The sequence below is a fragment of the Halomonas sp. HL-93 genome (assembly GCF_900086985.1).
Taxonomy (GTDB): Bacteria; Pseudomonadota; Gammaproteobacteria; order Pseudomonadales; family Halomonadaceae; genus Vreelandella.
This window is the reverse complement of sequence record NZ_LT593974.1, coordinates 1137557-1162685: the sequence shown is the minus strand read 5'-3', so window position 1 is coordinate 1162685 and position 25129 is coordinate 1137557. Positions and strand designations below refer to the sequence as shown.

At 56.9% G+C, this 25129-nt stretch carries 25 protein-coding genes; 16 read left to right on the top strand and 9 right to left on the bottom strand.

What is annotated here, in order from left to right; all coding sequences use genetic code 11:
• Positions 1-2: 2 nt before the first annotated feature.
• Entirely contained in the window at positions 3-959 is a 957-nt protein-coding gene (gene cyoA, locus GA0071314_RS05210; protein WP_074395663.1) for a ubiquinol oxidase subunit II, read from the bottom strand.
• Positions 960-1094: 135 nt separating this feature from the next.
• Here cyoA and GA0071314_RS19475 point away from each other — a divergent pair, with 135 nt between their 5' ends.
• Entirely contained in the window at positions 1095-1268 is a 174-nt protein-coding gene (locus tag GA0071314_RS19475) for a hypothetical protein (protein ID WP_156524096.1), read from the top strand.
• Here the strand turns inward: GA0071314_RS19475 and GA0071314_RS05205 are convergent.
• The gene (locus tag GA0071314_RS05205) at positions 1255-2034 is read right to left on the bottom strand and encodes a DeoR family transcriptional regulator (protein ID WP_074395662.1); all 780 of its coding nucleotides are present in this window, start codon (positions 2032-2034) and stop codon (positions 1255-1257) included. The two genes, GA0071314_RS19475 and GA0071314_RS05205, sit on opposite strands and share 14 nt — an antisense overlap.
• A 333-nt stretch (positions 2035-2367) precedes the next feature.
• Between GA0071314_RS05205 and GA0071314_RS05200 the strand changes: the two genes are divergently transcribed.
• The 8 genes from GA0071314_RS05200 to GA0071314_RS05165 all read left to right on the top strand — a co-directional run bounded on the left by GA0071314_RS05200 (position 2368) and on the right by GA0071314_RS05165 (position 10554).
• Positions 2368-3207 (top strand): outer membrane protein OmpK, encoded by an 840-nt coding sequence (locus GA0071314_RS05200; RefSeq protein ID WP_082934204.1) that lies wholly within the window; start codon positions 2368-2370, stop codon positions 3205-3207.
• 31 nt (positions 3208-3238) lie between these two features.
• Positions 3239-4522 (top strand): NupC/NupG family nucleoside CNT transporter, encoded by a 1284-nt coding sequence (locus GA0071314_RS05195; protein ID WP_074395661.1) that lies wholly within the window; start codon positions 3239-3241, stop codon positions 4520-4522.
• An 80-nt stretch (positions 4523-4602) separates the two neighbouring features.
• A complete protein-coding gene (deoC, locus tag GA0071314_RS05190; protein ID WP_074395660.1) occupies positions 4603-5394 on the top strand; it encodes a deoxyribose-phosphate aldolase in 792 nt (263 codons plus the stop codon).
• Positions 5394-6737: a thymidine phosphorylase gene (deoA, locus tag GA0071314_RS05185; protein ID WP_074395659.1), complete on the top strand. Its 1344-nt coding sequence runs from the start codon at positions 5394-5396 to the stop codon at positions 6735-6737. The genes deoC and deoA overlap by 1 nt, the downstream gene beginning before the upstream one ends.
• Entirely contained in the window at positions 6737-7981 is a 1245-nt protein-coding gene (locus GA0071314_RS05180) for a phosphopentomutase (protein ID WP_074395658.1), read from the top strand. Before deoA ends, GA0071314_RS05180 begins: the two co-directional genes overlap by 1 nt.
• Before the next feature lie 160 nt (positions 7982-8141).
• Entirely contained in the window at positions 8142-8867 is a 726-nt protein-coding gene (deoD, locus tag GA0071314_RS05175) for a purine-nucleoside phosphorylase (RefSeq protein ID WP_074395657.1), read from the top strand.
• Positions 8868-8891: 24 nt separating this feature from the next.
• Positions 8892-9299, top strand: coding sequence for a cytidine deaminase (gene cdd / locus GA0071314_RS05170; RefSeq protein ID WP_074395656.1), 408 nt, complete (start codon positions 8892-8894; stop codon positions 9297-9299).
• Positions 9300-9429: 130 nt separating this feature from the next.
• Positions 9430-10554: an aminotransferase class V-fold PLP-dependent enzyme gene (locus GA0071314_RS05165; RefSeq protein WP_074395655.1), complete on the top strand. Its 1125-nt coding sequence runs from the start codon at positions 9430-9432 to the stop codon at positions 10552-10554.
• 97 nt (positions 10555-10651) lie between these two features.
• On the opposite strand, the gene GA0071314_RS05160 is transcribed toward GA0071314_RS05165, so the two are convergent.
• Complete coding sequence (locus GA0071314_RS05160; protein ID WP_074395654.1) at positions 10652-11341, bottom strand: CBS domain-containing protein; 690 nt, start codon at positions 11339-11341, stop codon at positions 10652-10654.
• 149 nt (positions 11342-11490) lie between these two features.
• Positions 11491-12897, bottom strand: coding sequence for a hypothetical protein (locus tag GA0071314_RS05155; RefSeq protein WP_074395653.1), 1407 nt, complete (start codon positions 12895-12897; stop codon positions 11491-11493).
• Positions 12898-13033: 136 nt separating this feature from the next.
• Between GA0071314_RS05155 and GA0071314_RS05150 the strand changes: the two genes are divergently transcribed.
• Both GA0071314_RS05150 and GA0071314_RS05145 read left to right on the top strand, forming a co-directional pair.
• Entirely contained in the window at positions 13034-14023 is a 990-nt protein-coding gene (locus tag GA0071314_RS05150) for a J domain-containing protein (RefSeq protein WP_074395652.1), read from the top strand.
• 38 nt (positions 14024-14061) lie between these two features.
• On the top strand, positions 14062-14493 hold the full coding sequence (locus GA0071314_RS05145) for a hypothetical protein (RefSeq protein WP_074395651.1): 432 nt from the start codon (positions 14062-14064) through the stop codon (positions 14491-14493).
• Here GA0071314_RS05145 and GA0071314_RS05140 read toward each other — a convergent pair.
• Positions 14410-16896: a mechanosensitive ion channel family protein gene (locus tag GA0071314_RS05140; RefSeq protein WP_074395650.1), complete on the bottom strand. Its 2487-nt coding sequence runs from the start codon at positions 16894-16896 to the stop codon at positions 14410-14412. The genes GA0071314_RS05145 and GA0071314_RS05140 overlap by 84 nt on opposite strands.
• A 141-nt stretch (positions 16897-17037) precedes the next feature.
• Here GA0071314_RS05140 and GA0071314_RS05135 point away from each other — a divergent pair, with 141 nt between their 5' ends.
• Positions 17038-18060 carry an amidoligase family protein gene (locus tag GA0071314_RS05135; protein ID WP_074395649.1) on the top strand — a complete coding sequence of 341 codons (1023 nt, stop codon included), beginning with the start codon at positions 17038-17040 and terminating at the stop codon, positions 18058-18060.
• Positions 18061-18090: 30 nt separating this feature from the next.
• Positions 18091-18774 carry a gamma-glutamyl-gamma-aminobutyrate hydrolase family protein gene (locus tag GA0071314_RS05130; RefSeq protein WP_074395648.1) on the top strand — a complete coding sequence of 228 codons (684 nt, stop codon included), beginning with the start codon at positions 18091-18093 and terminating at the stop codon, positions 18772-18774.
• Here the strand turns inward: GA0071314_RS05130 and tpx are convergent.
• Positions 18764-19267, bottom strand: a complete 504-nt coding sequence (gene tpx, locus GA0071314_RS05125; protein WP_074395647.1) for a thiol peroxidase — start codon at positions 19265-19267, stop codon at positions 18764-18766. The genes GA0071314_RS05130 and tpx overlap by 11 nt on opposite strands.
• A gap of 136 nt (positions 19268-19403) precedes the next feature.
• On the opposite strand from tpx, the gene GA0071314_RS05120 reads away from it, so the two are divergent.
• A complete protein-coding gene (locus GA0071314_RS05120; RefSeq protein WP_074395646.1) occupies positions 19404-20120 on the top strand; it encodes a glutamine amidotransferase in 717 nt (238 codons plus the stop codon).
• Positions 20121-20127: 7 nt separating this feature from the next.
• Here the strand turns inward: GA0071314_RS05120 and nfi are convergent, their stop codons facing one another.
• Both nfi and GA0071314_RS05110 read right to left on the bottom strand, forming a co-directional pair.
• Positions 20128-20826 carry a deoxyribonuclease V gene (gene nfi / locus GA0071314_RS05115; RefSeq protein ID WP_074395645.1) on the bottom strand — a complete coding sequence of 233 codons (699 nt, stop codon included), beginning with the start codon at positions 20824-20826 and terminating at the stop codon, positions 20128-20130.
• 124 nt (positions 20827-20950) lie between these two features.
• Positions 20951-22663: a DEAD/DEAH box helicase gene (locus GA0071314_RS05110; protein WP_074395644.1), complete on the bottom strand. Its 1713-nt coding sequence runs from the start codon at positions 22661-22663 to the stop codon at positions 20951-20953.
• Between the two features lie 519 nt (positions 22664-23182).
• Here GA0071314_RS05110 and GA0071314_RS05100 point away from each other — a divergent pair.
• Together GA0071314_RS05100 and GA0071314_RS05095 are read left to right on the top strand one after the other, a co-directional pair.
• Positions 23183-23380 carry a CsbD family protein gene (locus tag GA0071314_RS05100; protein WP_074395643.1) on the top strand — a complete coding sequence of 66 codons (198 nt, stop codon included), beginning with the start codon at positions 23183-23185 and terminating at the stop codon, positions 23378-23380.
• Positions 23381-23501: 121 nt separating this feature from the next.
• Entirely contained in the window at positions 23502-23996 is a 495-nt protein-coding gene (locus tag GA0071314_RS05095) for a PRC-barrel domain-containing protein (RefSeq protein WP_074395642.1), read from the top strand.
• 84 nt (positions 23997-24080) lie between these two features.
• On the opposite strand, the gene GA0071314_RS05090 is transcribed toward GA0071314_RS05095, so the two are convergent.
• Positions 24081-25076 carry a glutathione S-transferase family protein gene (locus GA0071314_RS05090; protein WP_074395641.1) on the bottom strand — a complete coding sequence of 332 codons (996 nt, stop codon included), beginning with the start codon at positions 25074-25076 and terminating at the stop codon, positions 24081-24083.
• Positions 25077-25129 lie beyond the last annotated feature (53 nt).

Below are 25129 nucleotides of genomic sequence, written 5' to 3'. Positions count from 1 at the left end.
GTTTACTCCGCTGCCTCCGCGTTCATCGCCATATCGCCGTCCTGCTCTTGATGATCGCTACTGGCATGTTTGTATCCGGTCTCATTAGGCAACACATCAACAGGCTCACCGCTGTGGTAAGTGTTGAGAATGTCGTCATAAAGGGTCGGCGATACTTCAGAGAAGTACTCGACCGGATGATTACGGCTTGGCTTTAACAACTCGAGATAGCCATCGTCGAAGCTTATCGAATCAGAGGACTCTCTCACTTCGTCCACCCACTCATCGAAGCCTTCATCAGAGGTCGCATGCGCTTCAAAGGTCATGCCAGAGAAGCCTGAACCGCTGTAGTTGGTGGAACGGCCTGGGTAAGTGCCTTCCTCATCAGCAACCAGATGAACGTCATTATCCATACCCGCCATGGCATAGATTTGACTGCCGAGATCAGGGATGAAGAACGAATTCATCACTGACGCAGAACTCACCCGGAACCGTATCGGCGTATCCGCGGGGAACGCCACCTCGTTGACCGTGGCAATGCCCTGCTCGGGATAGATGAACAGCCACTTCCAATCCATCGCTACAGCCTGGATTTCAAACGTCTCTTCGTCTTCCTCAGCAATGGACTTGTGCGGATCCAGGCTGTTCGAGGTATACCACGTCAACCCGGCAAGGAAGAGAACGATGACGCACGGAATCAGCCACACCACCACTTCGACCCAGGTGTTGTGAGCCCAATCAGGCGTGTAAGCAGCATTATGATTGCCGCGGCGATAACGCCAGGCAAAGAACAGCGTCATCCCGATAACGGGAAGCACGACGATCTGCATAATGCCAAAGGCTGTCAGAATCAGGGTGCGTTGCTCGGCGCCGATTTGACCCTTCGGGTCCATCAACGCCGAGCTACAACCACCCAGCAGTAAAAATAAAGAAAGCAGCAGTAGAAGACCTGCCGCTTTGGCGTAGAGGTTTTTTCTCATGTTACGACCTCGTCAGGGCTGGGAGGCAAACATTGTGAACAAGCTGCTAAGGTAGCAAGCCAACAAAGTCTCTTGAGCAAACGCAGCCGATAAGCAACCGCTTAACGTCGACGTCTGATCGCGAGAGAGGATCGCTTGGCAGACTATCGCCAAACACAATTACCGCAGACGGACGCTATTCTCGCATCAATGATGCAGAAGAGAAGAGACGATTTGCCGCAGGTAAACGCGGCGGATTTTGCCACGAATGGCCTGCGGCTTAAAGAAAACTTGGCTAATTTAATGAAAACTAAGCTTACGCCACCGTAATAGTCGGCAGGCCGAGACCTTGGTCACGGAGCCCATCACTGAGAAAGGGTGATGCGCCCTCTTCGTCAGTCACTATCACATCAAACTCACTCACTGAGGCAAAATAGGCAGGGCGCACAACACCAAATTTGCTTGCATCTACGACCAATAGACGCTGCATGGCAGCAGCCATAGCTGCCTGTTTAGGCAGCACCTCATGGAAGTGAAAACAACTCACCCCACGCTGCACATCGACACCCGCGGCCGAAATAAACGCCTTATTGATACCCAACCGCTCGATTGACTCCGCCATGCTGTCACTGGCAAACGTTTGCGACGCGGCATAAAACAATCCACCCAGCAGCACCAGCCGTACGTTGGGCAAAGGGGCTACCGCGTTCGCCACGTTTAGGGCATAGGTGATCACGGTGAGCTCGCGATAGCTGCCCAACTGGTTCATTAGTGGCATGAGCGTTGAACCGCAGTCGACAAATAGCGTATCGCCATCCTCTATGAAACGTTGAGCTCGTTGGCATAAGCGGTTTTTTGCTTGGTAATGGCTGGCCTGCTGCTCGGTTAAGTCGTATACCGGCGTAACGCCTGGGGTATGCGCCATGACCAGCCGGCCACCTAACAAGCTAATGACGTGAGGATGGGCATTCACATCCCGTCGAATCGTCATTTCGGACACACCGCACAGCTCAGCCGCATCGCGCAAATGCAGAGTCCCACCGTTTGCTAACGTCTCCTGCAACGTTGCCAGGCGCAACGCGCTTCGGTCTTTCATTGACAGCTTCTCCTGGTAACGGCCTGTTGTACGTTGGATGGGCCTAGGGTTATCGCTGAGCTTATCCCTTTTCACTGAGGGCCTTCCCTATGCTGAGCGAGCGCTCACGGAATTACCATTAAATCAACGACCATTAAACTTTATGTTACCAATTTTTCATTTAATAGACGTTGAAGTGATAAAAGTTGCAAATTGGCGTTAGAAAAATAACACTAAATGTTATAATTTTAACATTACAACTCAATAAAACCCGCTGACTCGGGTCAACGCCAGCCCTCACGTCCGTCGTCGAGGCGGATCAAAACTGCAACTAACAAACCTGTTGAGGCTACCATGACTGCTCGTACTCGTTTTACTACTGCTATTGCATCTCGCGCTTCGCTCACAGCGCTTTGCGCCAGCGTATTAATGGCCGGTACCGCCACTACCGCTAACGCGGACACCTTCGACCCAATTTGGTCATTCGCCAATGTATCGGTCAACTACCTCGACTGGTCTGACGGCACCGAAGACCGTACCGCTGACAATGCGGCGAAAAGCGATTTCATGTTTCTCGAAATCGAAGGCGGCCTGGGCTACGAATGGGGTGAATTTTACGGCTTTTTTGATTTTGAAAACCCCACCAACGACCAGTTCGACGAGGCTAGCGGCGGTAAGGACAACTTTCGCACGGCGGGCAAGCTGACCTCACATATTTACCTGGGCGACAGCCCGTTCTCTATCTATGCACATCTTTACGACTTCCGGGACTACGGTTATGACAGCCGTGAACAGGACCAGATTCTCGGCCTGGGCTACCGCAAGACGTTAGACAACGGTTTGTGGTTCAAGCCGTTTATCGGCGCCGCCCGGGTACAAAGCGACGGCTACACCGGCTCAAACGGCTTTATGGCGGGCTGGGTCGCGGGTTACGACTTTACCGCGTTCGGACAGGACTTTGGCGTCACCAACTGGCATGAGCAAACCTTTGGCCGCGACGATGAGTACCTGGAACAGAACTATGTGGGCGATAAAGCCAACAGCGTAGGCACCAATGGCGCGGTAAGTCTCTGGTGGCACCCGACTGAGCTGGTCACCACCGGCGTCCAGTATCGCTATTCTGATGAAAAGTTGGGCACGCCTGACAACTATCAGAATGCGATGATTTACACCGTGAAGCTCAACCTGCTGTAACACCGCCTAACGCGATGCGAAGGATTTCCCTATGACACTCCTGATGAGCCTGGTCGGCATGGTCACTCTGGTGGCCATCGCCCTGATCTTTTCTTACGATCGCAAGTCGATCCGCTTGCGTACTGTGCTCGGCGCGTTTGGCATTCAAGCGGGTATCGGCGCCTTTGTGCTCTACGTCCCTTTTGGCCAGACGGTACTGCAAACCATTTCGGCGGGCGTCAGCCAGATTCTGGTATTTGCCGATGACGGCATCGAGTTCTTGTTCGGCGACTTGGCCAATGCTGACGAAGTCGGCTTCGTGTTTGCCATTAAAGTTCTGCCGGTCATTATCTTTTTCTCCTCGCTGATCGCGGTACTGTATTACCTCGGCATCATGCAATGGGTGATCCGCATCTTGGGTGGCGCGCTGCAAAAAGCACTGGGTACCTCGCGCACCGAGTCGCTGTCGGCCACGGCTAACATCTTCGTTGGTCAAACCGAAGCGCCCTTGGTGGTTCGTCCGTTTATTGCCCGGATGACCCCTTCTCAGCTATTTGCCGTTATGTGCGGCGGCCTGGCTTCCGTCGCCGGCTCGGTGCTCGCGGGCTACGCCGCCCTGGGCATTCCCATGGAATATCTGGTCGCCGCCTCCTTTATGGCAGCCCCCGGTGGCCTGCTGTTCGCTAAGCTGATTATGCCCGAAACCCAGGATGCCCAGGACAGCGACAGCGTCTCCAAAGTGGAAGAAGAGCTTAAAGAACAGGAAGACAAACCCACCAACGTGTTGGACGCGGCTGCATCCGGTGCGACCTCTGGTCTTATGCTGGCCGCTAACGTCGGCGCCATGCTACTAGCGTTTATCGCGTTAATCGCGCTGATCAATGGCATTTTGGGTGGCGTCGGCGGCTGGGTTGGCTTCGAGTCGCTGAGCCTTGAGTGGATTCTCGGCTGGCTGTTTGCCCCGCTGGCATTTTTACTGGGCGTACCCTGGGAAGAAGCGACGCTAGCCGGCTCGTTCATCGGCCAAAAACTGGTGGTCAATGAGTTTGTCGCCTATATCAACCTGGCTCCCTATATTGAGGGCGAGCAGATGGTGGCGGCCACTGGCCAGGCAATGACGCCGCATACCACGGCGATTCTTTCCTTTGCCCTGTGTGGCTTTGCGAATTTGTCGTCGATTGCGATTTTGCTGGGTGGCCTGGGTAGCATTGCCCCGACACGTCGCAAGGAAATCGCCCGTTTTGGTGTCAAAGCGGTATTGGCCGGTACACTGTCTAACCTGATGTCAGCCTCCATTGCAGGCTTCTTTATCGCCCTAGGCAGCGCCGCTACTTAACGTAATAATAAGCTATATCTCGGGCGCTGCTGTCATATACGGTAGTGCCCGTTTTTTTCCGTTGATAATAACTGTGCGAGATGTCCATGACCGCTTCGATTAACGTGACCCTTGCCGCGCGCCAGGCGCTTTCACTAATGGACCTAACCAGTCTTAACGATACCGATACTGATGCGACCATCGAATCGCTTTGCCAGCAGGCGAAAACGCCCTATGGCCATCCGGCAGCGGTATGCATATACCCCCAGTTTGTGGTGACGGCACGTCGCGCACTCACCGCCCACAAGCTTAGTGGTGAAGTCAAAATTGCCACCGTGACCAACTTCCCCCTTGGCGGTGACGACATCATGGGCGCTGCCCGAGAAACCCGTGAAGCCGTTGCCTCCGGCGCGGATGAAGTCGATGTGGTGTTCCCCTACCGTGCCCTCATGGCAGGTGATGAAGATACTGGCCGCGAACTGGTGGAAATGTGCCACGCGGCCTGCGGCGGCCAGGCGCTCTTAAAAGTCATCATCGAATCAGGCGAACTCAAGGATCCCGCCCTTATTAAACGGGCAAGCGAGTTGGCCATTGAGGGCGGCGCGGACTTTATCAAAACCTCAACCGGCAAGGTGGCCGTCAACGCAACGCTGGAAGCCGCCGAGATCATGCTCAAGGCGATCAAAGCCAGTGGTAAAGATGTTGGCTTCAAAGCAGCCGGTGGTGTCAAAACAGCAGAAGATGCCGCCGAGTATTTAGCCTTGGCGGCCAATATCATGGGTAATCAGTGGGTCTCGGCTAAACACTTTCGCTTTGGCGCGTCGAGTTTGCTGGGTAACTTGCTCAATACGCTGGATGGCAACCCGCGATCCACCACTGAGGGAGGCTACTAATGGCTTCCCAGCACACCTTGCTTCCCCAAGAACTGATTCGCCTGAAGCGCGACGGCCAGCCGCTGCCCGCTGAAGAAATCAAAGCCTTTGTACAAAGCATTGCCGACGACCGCATCAGCGATGCGCAAATTAGCGCGTTCACCATGGCGGTGTTCTTGAACGGCATGAGCCGCGAAGAAGTCGTGGCGCTGACCACGGCTACACGCGATTCGGGCCATGTGATGAACTGGGACTCACTCAACCTACCGGGGCCGGTCGTCGATAAACACTCCACCGGCGGCGTGGGCGATCTAGTATCGCTGGTGCTTGGCCCCTGGGTCGCGGCCTGCGGTGCCTTTGTGCCGATGATTTCCGGCCGCGGCCTGGGCCACACCGGCGGCACGCTGGACAAGCTCGAGTCCATTCCCGGCTACAACCCCTACCCCGCCCCGGAACGCTTCGGCGATGTGGTGAAATCCACCGGCGTGGCGATTATCGGCCAAACCGGCAACCTCGCCCCCGCGGATAAGCGTATCTACGGGGTGCGCGACGTGACCGCCACGGTGGAATCCATCCCGTTGATCACCGCCTCGATTCTGGGTAAAAAGTTGGCCTCGGGGCTTGACGCCCTGGTGATGGACGTCAAAGTCGGCAGCGGCGCTTTTATGCCCACTCCAGAGAAATCCCGCGAACTGGCCAAGAGCATCGCCAACGTGGCCACCCAGGCAGGCACTCCCACCACCGCACTGCTCACCGACATGAGCCAGCCGCTGGCCCCCTGCGCCGGCAATGCGGTCGAGATCGTCGAAACCCTGGCGCTGCTGCGCGGCGAGCGCTCCGATAGCCGCGTCATGCAGGTAACCCGCGAACTGGCGGTGGAAATGCTGATGGCGGGCAAGCTGGCTGCCAGCCGTGACGAAGCGCTAGCCAAGCTTGAAAAAGCGCTTACCTCCGGCGCGGCCGCCGAGGTCTTCGCCCGCATGGTGCACGAGCTGGGCGGCCCCGCCGACTTCATGGAGCGCTCGGATAGTTATTTGGCCACCGCGTCGGTGGTTCAGGCGGTCTATCCCGAGCAGGATGGCATCGTGCAACGTATTGACACTCGCGCCGTGGGCATGAGCGTGGTGGAACTCGGCGGTGGCCGTCTGCGCAACGACGCCAGCGTCGACCATAGCGTCGGTTTCAGCGACATCGCCGAAATCGGCGTTCGTGTCGACAGCCAGCGCCCCATCGCCATGGTGCACGCCCAAAGCGAAGACGCTGCCGCCCGCGCCGCCGATCAGCTACGCGCGGCGGTTACGCTGGGCGAGCAGCCCGCTACCGCCGACAAGCTACTTCAAGACACTTTCCGAGGAGAAGCCTAATGCGCCGTGCCATCGTCGTGGTTCTCGATTCGTTTGGCATCGGCAGCGCGCCGGACGCCGAAAAATTCGGTGACCAGGGGGCCGACACCCTGGGCCACATCGCCGCCGCCTGCGCGCGTGGTGAGGCCGATACCGCCGAACGTTCCGGGCCGCTGAAACTACCCAACATGGCCGCGCTGGGGTTGTTTCACGCCCACCGCGATGCCACTGGCAGCGTTGCCGAAGGCGTTGACCTGCCCAACACGCTGGAAGGCGCTTACGCCCACGCCAAGGAGATTTCCAGCGGCAAGGACACGCCTTCCGGTCACTGGGAAATTGCCGGCGTCCCCGTCCGCTTTGACTGGGGCTACTTTCTCGATAAGACCAATAGCTTCCCGGCTGAGCTGCTCGACAGGATTGTCGAGGAGGCCAACCTTCCCGGTGTAATCGGCAATTGCCACGCCTCGGGCACCGAGATCATCGCCCGCCTGGGGGAAGAGCACGTCGCTACCGGCAAGCCGATCGTCTACACCTCGGCGGACTCCGTGTTCCAGATTGCCGCTCACGAGGAGCACTATGGCCTTGAACGGCTTTATGAGCTGTGCGAAACCGTGCGCGGACTGCTTGAGCCCTACAACATTGGCCGGGTAATCGCCCGCCCGTTTGTTGGCGACGACAGCGCAAGCTTCGCCCGCACCGGCAACCGCCGCGACTACAGCGTTGAGCCGCCGACGCCTACCGTGCTGCAAAAGCTTGCCGAGGCCGGAGGCGAAGTGGTCTCGATCGGCAAGATTGCCGATATCTACGCCCACTGCGGGATCACCCACAAGGTCAAAGCCAGCGGCCACGATGCGCTGATGGAAGCGACGCTTGGCGAGATAGCGCGTACTGCCAAGGAAACCAGCGACCGCCCGACCATGATCATGGCCAACTTCGTCGATTTTGACTCGGTTTACGGTCACCGCCGCGACGTGCCGGGCTATGCCGCGGCGCTTGAGCACTTCGATGCCCGCCTGCCCGAGCTTTTTGCCGCCCTAAACGATGACGACCTGCTGCTGCTCACCGCTGACCACGGCTGTGACCCCAGTTGGGAAGGCACCGAGCACACCCGTGAATACGTGCCGGTCATGGTGCGCGGCGCAGGCTTTGCCCCTGGCCCCATGGGCGAACGCGGCACCTTCGCCGATATTGGACAGACGCTCGCCGACTACTTCGCGCTCGAGGCCATGGCCGACGGCGACAGTTTTTTGCCAAACGCTGCTTGAGTGCGGCTAACAAACGACCAGCACCATAGAGTGCAAGGTCAGAATCAACCCGTAGCGGGGGTTTTTCGCCATGGATGGCGAAAGTAGCGCCCAGGGATGGGTTTACAGCGCCCCCGCGGAGGGTTGTTCGGACCTCCCGTAATAGACATAGGAGCATTTCATGGCGACCCCGCACATTAACGCTGCCCCAGGTGATTTCGCCGATACCGTGCTGATGCCCGGCGATCCGCTGCGCGCCAAGTACATTGCCGATACCTACCTGGAGAACGTTCGCCAGGTGAACGACGTGCGCAGCATGTTTGGTTACACCGGCACCTACAAAGGCCGCGAGATTTCGGTCATGGGACACGGCATGGGCATCCCCTCAGTATCGATTTACGCCAAGGAGCTGATCACCGACTACGGCGTTAAATCCGTTATTCGCGTGGGCTCCTGCGGCGCGGTACGCGACGACGTCAACGTCCGCGATGTGGTCATCGGTATGGGCGCCTGCACCGACTCCAAGGTCAACCGCATGCGCTTCAACGACCACGACTTCGCCGCGATTGCCGATTTTGACCTGACCCAGCACGCCGTAGCCGCCGCCAACGCACAGAACGTGCCGGTCAAGGTGGGCAACATCTTCTCGGCGGATCTGTTCTACAACCCGCAGACCGAGATGGCCGAGCTGCTCAAGCGCTACGGCATTGTCGGCGTCGAGATGGAAGCCGCAGGCCTCTACGGCGTGGCGGCGGAATTCGGCGCCCGGGCGCTGACCATCTGCACCGTGTCGGACCATATTCTGAAAGGCGACTCGCTGTCGAGCGCCGACCGTCAGACCACCTTCGACGACATGATGACCATTGCGCTGGATACGGTGCTGCGCGACGACGCCGCGCACGCCTGAGCGGACAACACCGAGGAAATCGCCATGAGCCAAGTCGCCCCCGCGCTGGTTGAAACACTACTCAAGACGTTGGGCAATGCCTATGCGCCCTACTCCCAACACCCGGTGGCATCGGTGATGGAGACGCCCGACGGCCAGCAGTTCGCCGGCGCCAACGTAGAAGTCGCCCACTACAAGGGGCTGTGCGCCGAAGCGTCGGCGATTTCCGCCATGGCGACCGCCGGGCAGCGCGAGCTTGCCAAGGTCTATGTGATGGGCCCCGGCGAGCATCTGTGTACACCCTGCGGCGACTGCCGCCAGCGTATCCGCGAATTTGCCACGCCCGACACGCAGATCCTGGTGCTTTCCCGCGAAGGCGAGGTGCTGAAAACCTACACCATGGAAACGCTGCTACCCGACGCCTTCGGCCCCGAGCAACTGCCGCCGCGCTAAGCCGTCAGGTACCCCACCACAGACCAGCCCACGGGCTGGTTTTGTGCGTTTATTACTCGTACTCTTAAGCTCACGCTTTTGTTGACGCAGAGTGTGCCGTCAAGAGCACACCACTTCTTTGGAGAACGCCATGGCTGGCCTACTGCCCAACGTCGATCCCGACGGCTTGCTGGAATATTCGGTGGTCTATACCGACCGCTCGCTAAACCATATGTCGCAACAGTTCCAGGGCGTAATGCGCGATATTTCCGCCACGCTGAAAGAGGTGTACAACGCCCATGCGGCGGTGATCGTACCGGGGAGCGGCACCTTCGGCATGGAAGCGGTCGCCCGCCAGTTTGCCGTCGACCAGAAAACCCTGGTGATTCGTAACGGCTGGTTCAGCTACCGCTGGACGCAGATTATCGAGATGGGCCGCCTGACTGACCAGCACAGCGTATTGAAAGCGCGTCGCTTTAACGCCGATGATCCTCAGTCACCCTTTGCGCCGGTACCCGCCGACGAGATCGCCAAGCGCATTCGTGAGGAAAAGCCCGCCGTGGTGTTTGCCCCGCAGGTGGAAACCTCAGCCGGGCTGTTGCTGCCCGACGACTACCTTCGCACAGTTGCCCAGGCGACCCGCGACGTAGGCGGCTTGTTTGTTCTCGACGCGATTGCCGCGGGTACGCTGTGGGTGGATATGCAGGATTTAGGTGTGGACGTGGTGGTCAGCGCGCCTCAGAAAGGTTGGAGCGGCTCGCCCTGCTGCGCCATGGTGATGCTTTCAGAACGTGCCACTGAGCGTCTTTCCGAGACGCAAAGCAACAGCTTTGCCTGCGATTTGGGCAAGTGGCACAGCATTATGCAGGCCTACGAAAACGGCGGCCACGCCTATCACGCGACCATGCCCACCGATGCGCTGCGCAAGCTTCGCGACATCATGCAGGAAACCCGCGAGTATGGGTTTGCCAAGGTCAAAACCGAGCAGCAGGCGATCGGCCAGGAAGTCCGCGCCATGCTGAAACGCCACGGGTTTGTAAGCGTTGCCGCCGAGGGCTTTGAGGCGCCTGGCGTGGTGGTGTGCTTCACCAACGACGCCGGCCTGGTCGGCAAACTTGCCCAGGCAGGTGTGCAAGTGGCAGGCGGCGTACCGCTGATGTGCGATGAGGGCGACAACTTCCAGACCTTCCGCATTGGCCTGTTTGGCCTCGATAAGCTTCACCACACCCAACGCAGTGTCGATAGCCTGGAAAACGCCATCAAGGCGGTAGGCTAGAACTAATAAAGCCCGCTATTAGCGTTAGCGGGCTTTGGCGTGCCTTTTTACCCAACCCAACAGGCGGTCCGACAATACGCGGACACGGGCGAAGCAGTTACATAAAGCCCACGCCGCGGGGCATCATACCCAGGTTGTTTTCGACTTGCGTCACCCCCGGCACATTTTCCGCCGCTACACTGACGGCCTGCTTCTGCTCCAGAGAGTCCACCAGTCCCCACACTTCCACGGCACCGCCGTCCACGATGATGCTGATGTTTTCGGTCCGCACGTCAGTGCTATGCTCGACTTCATTGAGAATAGCTTCTCGAATTGCCCGATCGTCGGTAGGCGACTGAGTGGCCCCCACCGCCGCATTGGCAATGCCTTGCAGTAAATTAGCGCGGCTGACGATGCCCACCAGCTTGCCATCACGCAGCACAGGCACGCGTTTGATATGGTGCTTTTCCAGCAATCGCGCAATGCTATGTAACGGTGTATTTTCCTCAACGGTCAGCGGATCAGGGGTCATGATTTCTTGAGCTTTGCGCCCATGCGACTTCACATACTCGCCGGCATTCTTACCGGCGCTGAACAGCGATAGCCATCCGCCGTGGTCCTCACCGCTGTCGTTTTTCAGTCGGCGCATCAGATCACCCTCGCTGACCATGCCCACCACGCGATCCTGACCATCCACTACTGGGACGCCACTAATTCGGTGCCTAAGTAGCAGTTGCGCTATATCACGCACCTCCGTGTCGGGAGACACGCTGACGACTTTGGGTGTCATAATATCGATTGCTTGCATCATTCTTCTCCTTGCGACGAACCTTGCGATGTCGTCGCCAATGCAGGGTGCATTGCCTATCTTTAAGCCTAGTTCCCTCGTGGACATTTGCCTATGCTGGCTTGAATGGGATGACGCAATACTTGATCTAGCGCAGTTTACGTCTGCACCTATTCGGTATCGCTTTCCTCGACTTTTTCCACCGAAACAATCCCTGAGCGACTGACCACTACCTTCCAGCGGGCAAGATAAGGCTGGTCTTCGCTGCCGGTTTCACGGATCACCAGGTTGAACAGGTGACGGCGTTCGACGGTCTCGCGCACGGCCTGACCTTCCTTGAGCCGGTAGATGGCATGCTTTCCCTTGCTCATCAGACGCGTCAGCATGGAAATGTCCAGCGTCAAACCCTCCTGGGTGTGCTCATAGCCGCTCAAAAATCGCGTCGGCGACATGCGCGACTGGGAACGATAATGCAGCACTACCTCTTCACGCTGAGCGACCGTACGGCGGCGAAGCTGCTGAATTTCAGTGTCCAATGCGGCATAGCGTTTATAGTCGAACCACTCGAGCTGGTGACCGACCGCCACATTGCGGTTGGGGTCGACGTATTGCCGCCGCCACTTGGGACGCCCACGTCGAAGCCAGCGCCAAAGCGTGTTGCGTAGATCATCTTTGAATACCTCGCGCATCGCATAAAGCACCGCCATGGCAATCACAAACAGCGCGGTAATATCGCCCAGCGTATCGCGGAGGCGCAGCACGCCAAACGATACAAAACCCATGACCACGGCGGTGGCCAGGGCTTTGACAGCTTTCTGCTCACCGCCGCCCAGTTCCTGGGAACGCTGTTTCAGGGTAATGGGGTACTCGATTAAACGGCGCAATAAGCGCATCTTATTCGACATGCGGGTGGGGTCATCCATGACCCGTACGGCATTGTAATCCTGTTCGTAGCGGTACTCGGCTTCGCGCTGGCAAATCGCCACAAAACGGCGACGAATCGGGGTAAATTCTCCGCCCCTGGGCATATGGGCCACCAAGGCCAATAGCTGCTGCTCGGTAAACCACGACAGATAATTATCGATATTGGCAAAATATTTATACAGTCGCTCGTCCTCGGGTGGGTGGCGGCGCAGGCGCTTCAAGATGCCCTCGCTTAAGTCGCTCATCTCTTGAAGCTGCTCGCACAGACTATTGATACTTTCTTGATCGGCCTGCTGCTTGTCCTGACCACGGCGGATGTCTCGCGCGCTTTCCAGCATGGTCTGGGTGGTGCGCTCCATTGCGCCTACGTATTGGTATGCGTAAAGGCTCAAACTCAGTCGATAGGAGTCGCTGCCCATCTGGTTGCGAGTGGCCAGGCGGCTATGTACCAACGGCAGGTGATGTTGGTCGCTGTAATAGGTTCGCGACACCTGGATAGCCGAGTGATAAAACGCCTCTTCTGAAATCAGTTGGGTGGACAGGCCCAGTTCACCCGGCACGAACAGATAGACATCCAGCGTGTGAGAGGTCTCCTCCTTTAAACGACGCGAAATACGCAGCTGATAGCTATTTTTACGCTCAACATTGATCAACTAACTAATCTCCTACTTCCCTGGATCTGACGATGCGATAACATGGTACGGCATCGGGTATGGGGAGGACTTGCCTTAATGGGCGCCTAACGCCACTATTGCCCGCTGTTTACCTATTCGTATTGGGAGCTTGGGAATGTCCATGGCCCGTTTTTCACCCTTTGAGCTCGTGCTGTTAAAAAGCCGCAGCCAAGTGGATACGGCAACACTGTTATTGCTGGCCTGGGTGCTTGTGCACCGCCAGCATGTGTCGGAAGGCCAGCGGCGGCGTCGCTTGGCCCAGGTCACAGCACAGTTTCGTCATGGGCATGAGTTAGGCCCGGTCATGGGCATTGCCCATAGCCAGGATCTTCAGGCGATCCAGTTAGCCGCCGAAATTCTACGCAAAGAATGCTCCCAGGAGCGTAGCCTAAGCATCTTGCATCAGTCGATCGCCGTGGCCACCGACGATGGCGAATTGTCGTTAGCTAACCATTATATCCTGCGTTTTTTGGCTGATTTGCTCAACGTGTCGCCTACCACGCTGAGCACTCTGTTTTACGAATTAACCGGCCGCCAGATGGGATCCCCGGAGGATCCCAGCCGTCATACCTACTGGCAACAGCACAACCCAGACTATTTTAGCCAAAAGGCACGCGATGCCGCCGCCGAGAAGCAGGCGCGCGAGGCAGCGGAACAGCAGGCGCATCGACAAGCCCAACAGCGCGAGCAGAAAAAACAACGTAAACAGCAGGAAAAACAGCGCCAACAAGAAGAGGCCCATGCGCGCCAAGAGCATACTCGCCAAGAGCGTGACCGCCAGCGAAAGCAAGATGAACAGTATCGACGCGAGCAGGCCCAGCGGGAAAAAGCGCGACAGGAAAGGACTCGCCACGAAGGCGCTCGAGGGGAACGCCGCCAGTGGCAGCGCACCGCACCACCTCCCGACCGTACGACGCGCGCCCTTGCCGTACTTGGGCTGCCGCCGGGCGCCAGCCGGGGCGACGTGCGGCTTGCTTACCGGCGCATGGCACAGTTGCACCATCCAGATCGCTTCTTTACCGAGAGCGATCATCAAGTGGCGCTGGCATCCGCCCGTTTTCAGCGCATCAAAAACGCGTATGATTACCTGATGCAAACCTACTAAACCGACGCAGCGGCGACCGACGGAATAAAAACACCCATATGCGCGATTTGTATCAACGCCTATCGCTTTCATCACAGGCCAGCGAGCACGACATCCACAACGCCGTGATGCGCTGCCAAAACAGCGCTCTGCGCCAGGATGCGGAGAGTGTGCTCGCAGTCAACGAGCACCGCGATGCCTACGACACGCTACACCATACGCTCAGCGATATTGGCTGCCTGCGCGCACGCTTAGGCTTAACCCATGGGGCGCACTGGCAAGGCGATGTTGCCAATGATTTTTCATTGCCACCCGATCAAGCCATTTCGCGTCATGATGAGCTGGTCGACCGCGTCAGCAACGCGGTCTCTCTGTATAACCGCTGGCGGCGCTGGCGAGGCCCCTGGCTACTCGTCGCCATGTTCGCGACCGGGGCCGGTATCGGCATCATAATGGGTTTTGCCCTCTGCATGGGGCTTGCCGCCGGATAAACGAGCGTCTTGTTTGTTCGCTGTGCGCTGACGTTCATCCTTTTTGATTTCGGCCTGGGTCGGAAGCGGCGCGGGTTTTGGCGGTGTTGGCCTCTCTCTTCCCTCTGGTGTCTCCTCGGCACCGCTGGCCTCATCAGTTGACGGGCTGTTCTCGGCTGCTTCGCCGTCGCCTTCCAGGTTCATGTCCACGCTGCCGTCCGGCGTCAGGGAGCCACCTATCTGACCTTCCATGCTGACACTCAAGCGGGGCAAGCCAAGGTCAACACCGTCAATTTCCATGCGCTGTTTCAGCATCAGATTAAAGGCGCGCGCCACGTCCCACTGCATTTCCGGTGCCGTGCGGAAGCGCATGCGCAGAATGGCACCGCCGTCGTCGAAACTGTCGATTCCCTGCATCTCCAGCGGCGACCAAATGTAATGGCGCATCATCGGGTCTTTGCGCAGTTCCTGGGCGGTTTCCTGCATCAGATGAATGGCATCATCCACTTTCATATCGTGGGGAATGCGGATCCGCATCAGCGCAATACCAAACTGGCGAGACATATTGTGGATCGACTCGATGCGGCTGAAGGTGATGATATGTACGATGCCATCGAGGTCGCGCAGCCTGACGGTGCGCAGGGTTAGGCCTTCGACCGTGCCCGTGTGGCTGTTGATTTCGACGAAATCGTCCACTGCGAGGGAGTCTTCGATCAGAATAAATATCCCCGTTATCAAATCCTGCACCAGCGTTTGCGCCCCAAAACCAATCGCCAGACCGATAACACCGGCACCCGCCAGCAGTGGCGTTACGTTCACGCCTAAGTTGGCGAGCGCGGCGATGAACGCAATAATCAGAATGGTCACGAAAATGACATTGCGAATCATCGGCGTAATGGTTTGCGCGCGGGCCTGATTAACCCGCCGCCCACGGGAGCGCGTCGACGAAACAAGCGCCCGCTGAATTGCGGTATCGGCAAAAATCCATACCAGCCACGACAGTAGCACCGTCCCACCCAGGCTCACCAAGGCTGGGCCGATTTTCGCGCCGGCCAGGCCGCGTTGGCCTAAACCGAACATTGAACTGCCCCACACCTGCATCGACAGCTCAGCGAATACCACCCACGCACAAATATGCGCCAGCACAAACCCAAAGCGCTCCAGCCGTTTACGGTACTGACTTTGCCGGCGGCGATGCCGACGCTTACCCAAACGCTCGGCCTGACGACGCAGCAGACCGGTAATCACCAACGTTAACACCAGCAGGCTGGCAGAAATAATTGAGCGTGCCAGCGCGGTACCCACGTCGCCCACGGTAATAAAGATTGCCAACAGCGAACCGCCCACTAGCAGCAACGCGGGGATATGCCACAACCCGCCAAGGCTGCGGATCATTTCCACGGCTGCACTGGCATCGCGGCGTTGCTTGTAAGGGCGGTTACGAATCAGGTGGCGCACCGGCCTTTTGAACTTGAAGACGAAGCGCGCCGACAGTAGCGCGGCCATCATGTTAGCGAGTACTGAGACAAGACTGGAAAGCTCTTCGCCTAGCATCTCGACGATACGGCTTGAATTTACCGCGTCGCCCAGGGCAATCAGCGCGCCAATCACGAATAGACCACGCAGCGCCTGCTGGTGTAGCAACTGAACGGCAGTAAACCGATGCCCGCGGCTAAAGAACGCCACCACGGTTTCAAACACCACCGACAGTAGCCGACCACAAACGCAAATATAGGCGACCACCAGCACCATGGTACGGCCTGGGCTGTAAGGCATCAGTTGGCCGATCCCGAGGGTAATGGCAAATGCCAGTATCCAGGGCAGTATCCGCCGAAAGAAGTGCACGACCATCAGCCAGCCTTTAGGATCGCGCGGCAAATCAAGCGGCCACTCACGGCGATTGGCAATCACCCGGCCAGCACCAATCATCGCTACCAGCAACGCCACCCATATCAAGGCGAGCACCGCCCCTTCGGCCACCGCACGAATGGACTCCCCTTGATCGGCGCTGCTGACCACGGCTTTCAGTTCCTCACCACCATGCACCAGCTGCCGCGACCACTCCTCGATTGGCGAGCCGCCCGCTTGGGCTTGCTCGCCAATATCGGTCAGCGTGTCAGCCAATGCACCCAGCAAACCCTGGCGAACGATGCCCTCATCTTCGCTCGCCTCTTCTGACGTGGCTTGTAGCTCACGTAGTGAATCCAGTAATTCGTTGCGTCGCTCTTCGTCATCGAGCATCGAGATAACGTCGTCAAGTGACCCCTGGAATTCCTCGCTGTTAACGTCGGTTTGCTGTTCAGACTCATCACCGCCTAAACCGGGCAGCGAAATTGATTGCGCTTGAGCCTGGGTGGCCACGCCCCCCAACAGCACAATAAAAACCAGGCTTAGAACGGTATTAATTAGCCAGTGCGGTCGCACATATTACTCCTGAACCAAGACGTAAACGGGCATTGCCACGCGATCCAATTCTCGTGGCGTGGGCTGAGCGAATATTCTCAGCCCACGTGCGTGACTATGATAGGCTGAGCGCATAAATCGTTCACCTCACGGGATGCCGAGATGACGTTAGATGCGCCACCTAACGGACAGAATGCTAAGGGTCAAACTCGCCATATCGGTGTCGAAATCGAGTTCGCCGGTTTACCACCCCGCGACACAGCCCAGATTGTACGCGAGCTGTTTGGTGGCGAGCTTAACGTGGTCAGTCCTCATCGGCTACTCGTGGAAGGCACACGCTGGGGTAAATTTGGCATTGAACTGGATACCCAGTATGCCCACCCTGATAAGGCGCTACTGGAAGAGAGTCACGAGCAGGACGGCGAATGGGCACGTCAGCAGCACCAACATCGTCTCGAATTCCACCGTAAAACCCGCGCACTGATTGGCGATATGGTGACGGGCCTGGTCCCCACTGAAATCGTTTGCCCACCGGTTCCGTGGAATGAGCTGGAAGATTTAGATGCATTGTTTGAAGCACTTCGTGCCCATGGTGCCAAGGGCACGGATGCCAGCCTGCTATACGGATTTGGGCTGCATCTAAATCTCGAAATTGAACGTAGCGATGTAGATTACTTACTGGCCATGCTGCGCGCTTACCTGCTCTTGGCAAGCTGGCTTCGCGATGAGATTAAAGTGGACATCACACGCGAGGTGCTGCCTCACGCCAACCCTTTCCCAAAAGAGTATGCGTTTAAAGTCTTGAGCAGCCAGTACACGCCGGATATCGATACGCTGATTGACGACTATCTTCATTACAATCCCACCCGCAACCGGGAACTGGATCTACTACCGCTGTTTGCTTATCTGCGCCCCAGCCACCCTCATAAACTGCTGCATACCGAATTGATCAAGCCGCGACCGACTTTCCACTACCGGCTACCCAACGCGCAGCTCTCGGAGCCTCATTGGGGGGCCGCCAAGGAATGGAATCGCTGGGTGGCGGTGGAGCGCCTGGCCGCCTCTCGAGAAACGCTTGCCAGCCGCTGCGAAGACTACATTGCCAAGCATAACCGGCCTTTGATCACTCGCCTGGCAAGCCGCGTTAAACACTGGTGGGGCAGCCTCGCTTCAACGAAACGCTGATATTTTCACCTTCTTTAAGAGTGCCGCTGCATGGTTCGCCCGTTAATTGGCATCACCACTTCCGATGCAAAAAGCCAGCTTGCCTGGTGGTTTGACTGGTTTGCGGTTTGGCGCCACGGTGGCCGACCGCTGCGATTATCACCCTCTCGACGCATGCCCGACCACTTAGACGGGCTGATTATCGGCGGGGGTGACGATATTCAAGCCTCTCTGTATGGGGGGGAAGTACAGCTTGACGTGCGCCTCGATCCTGCCCGGGATGAACTAGAACTCACGTTGCTAGAATATTTCATCCCGTTGCATACGCCGGTGTTGGGCATTTGTCGTGGTGCTCAACTGATAAACGTGCATTTAGGTGGCACCCTGGACCCGGATATTTATACCACCCACGAAGGCTTGAAGCGTCGACGCACTGTCCTACCGCGTAAAACGGTGGATATTGTGGGTGCCAGCCAGCTTCATCGCTTGTTAGGTGTCACTTGGTGCCGCGTCAATAGCCTCCACCATCAAGCTGTCAACCAGGCGGGCCAAGGGATCGACATTGTCGCCCGCGACCGCGATGGCCTGGTCCAGGGTATTGAGTCTCGGGATCACGATTTTCTGATTGGCGTGCAGTGGCATCCAGAATGGCTCATCTTCAACCGCCCCCAACAGCGCTTAATCCGTGCGTTGGTGGCGGCGGCGGAGCGCCATCAAGCGGGCACTACGCGTTGAGAACCGCCAGAGCGGCGTCATAATCCGGCTCGTTTTTCAGCTCACTGACCAGTTCACTATGCAACACGCGGTTATCGGCATCCAGCACCACCACAGCACGGGCGCACAAGCCTTCCATCGCACTATTGCACAGCGCCACACCCCACGCTTCTTGAAACTCGCGATGGCGGAAGGTGGATAGGGTTTCAACCTCGTCCAACCCTTCCGCACCGCAAAAACGCTTGGCGGCAAAAGGAAGGTCGGCGGACACCACTAACACCACGGTGTTATCAAGCTTGGAAGCCAGCTCGTTAAACTGACGGGTCGACATGGCACAGGTCGGGGTATCGACGCTGGGAATAATGTTGAGTACTTTGCGCTTCCCCGAGTAGTTGTCCAGAGTAACATCCTTTAGATCACCGTTAGTGAGCGTCATGGCAGGCGCTACTTGCCCAGCGGCTGGCAAACTACCAGCGACATCCATCGGCTCACCCGCGCGGGTTATCTGTTGCATATCAGGCTCCTAAACGTAATATGGGACTACTACTGCACCTTACATGGGATTTCCCCCGATAGGCTACGGTTTCCGCTTTGCGATCCCCCTGCATAGCGCTTTTCACGTTTACGCTGCGCTAACATGAGAGTCATTAATGCCTGCTTTAGTGATTATTAAAACCGGTGATGCGTTCCCGGAAGTGGTTGAACAGCACGGTGATTTCGAGCAGCTCTTTATACAACAGCTGCGTGAGGCGCTACCTGCTGCAATAACGTTAACTGTGTGGGATGCGCGGGACCAGGTGCCCGCTGTGTCGCCATCATCACTTGCAGGCCTCGTCATTACTGGCTCGCACAGCATGGTCAGCGAAGCGCCACCGTGGAGTGAAGCGCTAAAACCCTGGCTCAAGCAGGCGCTAGTGGAAAACGTGCCGATGCTTGGCGTGTGTTACGGCCACCAGCTAATGGCCGCCGCTTTTGACGGCATTAGCGACTTCCATCCCGCCGGTCGGGAGTCAGGCACCCATTCGGTAAGGCTCACCCAGGCAGGCCAGCAAGACCCCTTATTCAGCCAGTTGCCCGAGTGTTTCCCGGCCCACCTCACCCATGCCCAGTCGGTCATGCAACTGCCGCCCAACACAACGGTACTGGCACATAACAGCCACGATGCTCACCAAGCGCTGCGCTATGGACCACGCCAATGGAGCGTGCAGTATCACCCTGAATTTACCGCCCCGGTCATGCGCGCCTACCTCGAACGCCAGCGAGCAGCGCTGCGCGATCAAGGCGAAGACCCCGACGCTCTTCTCAGCGCCGTTCAAGATACCCCTGAGGCCTCGAGCCTGCTGCGTCGCTTTATGGCGTTTATCTAGTGTGCCATTAGCTAGCGGGCAGGCGCTTTTCGTCGCGCCGCGAGGCCAATCGGTCTGCCAAGCGAGTCGGCTCGGGAAGCTTGGTACGCCCTAAGCAACGTAAAACCCATTCCAGAGACGTTTCGAGGCAAAGACGATGACCAGGCGAAACAAACACTGGTTTCACCTTTGCCCGCGACCTGAGTACCGCGCCAATTATCTCGTTACCGGCAGTTAATGGCACCCAGTCGCCACGCTGCTCACCTACCTCTGCATGCGTCCCATATAGCCAGGATTTGGCAATGCCTATGGTCGGCAGACCCAGCCATAACCCCAAATGCGCGGCAACGCCTAATCGGCGAGGATGGGCAATGCCCTGGCCATCGACCATCACCAATTCAGGCATGGTGTTCAATTTCGCAAATGCCCCTAGCGCGGCGGGTATTTCACGGAAAGATAGCAGCCCGGGAATATACGGCATGCGGGTGGGTTCACGGTGAACCACTTGCTCTACTATGGGTAAGTCTGGTGCAGCATGGGGGTCCCATTGCAAAACCACCACCGCGGCCCGGGTTATCGCACCCCCTTCTTCAAAGCCAATATCGACCCCGGCAATATGGCGTACCGGGTCGATACGGTCGGTAAGCACTAATTGCTTTGCCAGCTTTGTTTGCAGCGCTATCGCCTCTGTGGGCGCTAGGTTCCATTGATGTAGTGATGTCGACATTTTTTCCTCCCTGGAAATAAACAAACGCCAGTGACTAACGTAGCAAAAAAACGCCCCCGCACCTGAAAAGGCACGGGGGCGTTGAGATTTTCTCAGTGGCCGCTTAGCGGCAGCTGATTAATCCTTAGGCGCGTTCGCGGCGACGAATCGGCGCATCACCCTCATCACGACGACGGCGCGGAGCACGCTCAGGCGCGCTGTCTTCACTGATTTCCAGCGGACGACCAGCAACACGGGCACGGGCCATTTTAGTCAAAATGGTGGACGGCAAACCACTAGGCAGCTCAACCACCGAGAAGGCGTTGCGGATATCGATACGGCCGATACGTGCGCCTTCAATTCCACCCTCGTTAGCCAATGCGCCGACTAGCTGGCCAGGCTTAACGCCATCTTTATGGCCAACGGAGACGCGATAACGGGTCATGCCCTCGCTAGGCGTGCTTGACCGCTCACGGCGAGCCCCTGGCTTACCGCCTTGCGCGCCATCACGCGAAGGCTTCTCTTTGCGCGGCGCCTGCAGGCGACCGATTGGTGCTTCGTCAGCGCGGGCCATAGCGGAAAAGGCGCAGGCCAACTCAATAGGGTCGTGACCTTCTTCAACAAGGCGCTCAATCAAAGCACGCTGCTCTTCTGCGCCCTTGGTCAAGGAAGCAATGACACGATGATGGAAGACGTCGTCACGGTGAGCACGAATAGCGGCTTCGTCGGGCAGTGGCATTTCGGTCATTTTATGACCGGTCGCCTGCTCCATCCAACCTACTTTGCGGCCTTCACGGAAACCGGCAAAGGTAATCGCGATTCCGCTACGTCCGGCACGGCCGGTACGGCCGATACGGTGGGTATAGGCCTCCGCATCCTGGGGCAGATCGTAATTAATAACGTGGGTGATACGCGACACGTCAAGTCCGCGCGCCGCAACGTCAGTGGCGATCAGCACATCGACCTTGCCACGCTTCAAGCGCGTAATTGTCCGTTCGCGAAGGCTCTGATCGAGATCACCTGACAAACCTGCAGCGTTAACACCGCGGGCGGTTAGCTGCTCAACCAAGGTGGTGCAGGCCGCACGGGTACGTACAAAGACGATAGCACCATCGACCGGCTCAACTTCGAGAATACGTGCCAGGGCTTCAAGCTTGGCACCACCGTCAACACGCACGATGCGCTGTTCAATGTTTTCGCCAGTGGTGGTGCCAGACTCAATCGCCACTTTTACCGGGTCAACCAAGTAGCGATTAACAATGCGCTCGATTTCGGTCGGCAGCGTTGCTGAGAAAAACACACGCTGAGCATCTTTTGGGGTATCGGCAACCACGCGTTTTACGTCGTCGATAAAGCCCATGCGCAACATTTCGTCGGCTTCGTCCAGCACCAACGCAGAAAGGCCGTCAAGCTTCAAGCTGCCGCGATCAAGGTGATCGATAATCCGGCCGGGGGTGCCGACAATCACTTGGGCACCGCGCTTCAGGGCGCCTAACTGTTCACGGTACTCTTGGCCGCCACATAGGATGGCAACTTCGAGACCTTTGAGATTTTGGCCATACTTACTAAACGAGGCAGCTACTTGCTGGGCCAACTCGCGGGTTGGCGCCATTACCAATACTTGCGGCTCGCGGCGAGTGAGTTCTAAACGTGACAGTAACGGTAATGCAAACGCTGCGGTTTTGCCGGTACCCGTCTGGGCTTGGCCCAGCATATCGCGGCCTTCAAGCAGCGCAGGGATAGTTTGCGCCTGAATCGGCGAGGGAACTAGGTAGCCCTGTGATTCAACAGCAGACAGAACGGCAGGCAAAAGAGCCAGATCGCCGAAGCTCGGCGAGGCGACAGAAGTCGAGGTCATTAATCACACCTTGGTAGGCCGGGTTTTCCGGCAAAAAACATCGTAAGCGTCTCTGACTCAGTTAATGATGTGCACTGCAAGGCAGCATCAAAGAACATGGCTCCGCATAGCGGATATCGTCATCAGTGGAGTCGGAGACGCCGGTCGCACCTAGCATCCGGATTGATCACCTTGGTGGCGATTCAATCCGCCGTGGCGACCTTACTGCGCCGATTTCACCCGTTTGGTGAAATGCTGGAGGCGCGCCATCTTCACAGCAATGAACATCTGCATTAGAGAGATGTTCCAGCAAACGTTGCTTCGTTGAGGGCTATTTCTAAAAAAACCACTCAGCAGGCAAACGCTTATCGTCTTGATGGAGGGGTCAACACATGCGAGGAGCGCGCATCCTAACACTGCTATAGGTGCCTGACCAGTTATTTCAGCGCAAATTTTTGAGGCGCTTAGCTTGCACCATGCCATATATGGTCTAGCCTGAAGGGTGCCTTATCAATTTCATGGCACCTCAAGGAGGATCCGATGAACTGGGATCAAGTCGAAGGCAGATGGACCGAAATGAAAGGCAAAGCACGCGCCAGCTGGGGTGAGCTTACTGACGATGAGTTGGATCAAATCGACGGTAAACGCGAGCAACTAGTGGGTAAGCTGCAGCAAAAATATGGCTTGGCAAAGGATGAAGCCGAGCGCAAAGCTGACGAATGGGCAAGCTCTCTATAGCCGTTCAGCTCATGTAAGCACCATATCCTATTTCTCCTCAATACTTCCTATTACCCATTCAGCGATGCTGAAGGGTGATACAGATCAGGTATTGAGTATCGTAGCCACAAGGAGAGACGCTATGCGTAAATCAATTATTTCTACCGCCGTCAGTGCCGCCCTGCTCAGCGGCGTCGCCTTTAATGCCAACGCATCGGATGAGCCCCAAGGCATGTATTCCGCCGATGACCTTATGGATGCAGAGGTTTATCTTGAAGGTGACACCAATGAAGAAATTGGCGACGTTGACGACATCCTGTTGAATGAAGACATGAAGGTCAGCGCTCTGGTGGTTGAAAGCGGTTCTGTACTGGGGTTAGGCGGCCGTGAAATTGTCGTCGACACGGATTACTTCAGCCTAGAAACCGATACCGACGGTGACGATACGGACCATCGTGTCCTCATTAATGCATCCGAAGACGAAGTACAGTCGTTCCCCACTTATGACCGCGACTGGTGGGAACAAACCAAGGCAAATGCCCGTGATGCTTGGGAAAGCACCGAGGAAGGGGTTGAAAGCGCTTGGCAGTCTACCCGAGATGCGGTCGACCCTGACGATGATATCGAAGAAGAGTAAACGTTGTACCGATACCGTTAACCTCATTAAGGGCTAACGTCAAAAAGCCACCTTTAAGGTGGCTTTTTGGTGTCTAACGACCTATCAGGTTTTACGACGTATCCCTTTTCCTGGCAATCGCTCGCGATCATGGGGTCGCCCAAAGTCCAGCGCTGGTCCAACCGGGACGATGCGCGTGGGATTAATGGTATCGTGACTGTAGTAATAATGGCGTTTGATGTGGTCCATGTTCACTGTGTCTGCCACGCCCGGCCATTGATAAAGCTCACGCACATAGTTGGCCAGATTGGGAAAATCATTAATACGCTTAACGTTGCATTTGAAGTGCCCGTAATACACAGCGTCGAAACGTATCAAGGTGGTAAACAACCGAATATCTGCCTCGGTAAACCACTCGCCCGCCAGATAACGATGTTCACCCAACCGGGTTTCCATGCGCTCTAAAGCGTCGAAAAGCGCTTGAACGTGTTTTTCATAAACCTGCTGTTCGGTGGCAAAACCTGACTTGTAAACGCCGTTATTAATATGGTCATACACGTCGGCATTGACCTCATCAATCACGTCGCGCAAATCTTCAGGATAGAAATCCAGATCATTGCCGGTCAGCTCATCAAAGGCATCGTTGAGTATACGCACCAGATCGGCAGATTCGTTATTGACGATGGCGTTACGCTGCTTATCCCATAACACTGGGACTGTTACCCGCCCTGTATAGTCGGGATCAGTCATCGTATAAAGCTGATGATGAAACTCAAACCCGTTAACAGGATCGCCGCTGGCCCCTTCATCTTGATGGTAGGTCCACCCCTGGTCGAGCATCAACGGGCTGACGTGAGAAGTGCCAATCACCGACTTAAGCCCCTTCAGCGTTCGCATGATAAGCGTCCGGTGAGCCCACGGGCAGGCAAGCGATACATAGAGGTGGTAACGATCACGCTCGGCGGGATGACTGCTCCCCTCAGCGCCGGGTTTATCGCCCACCCAGTCGCGCAGCTGAGCTGACTCGCGAACAAATTCACCGCCATGCTTCTTAGTGTCGTACCACTGATCGTGCCATTTACCTTCAATCAACAAGCCCATGAAGCCTCTCCTCAAAGCGTTAGCGTAGGATCAGCATACGCCAGAGGCCAGGC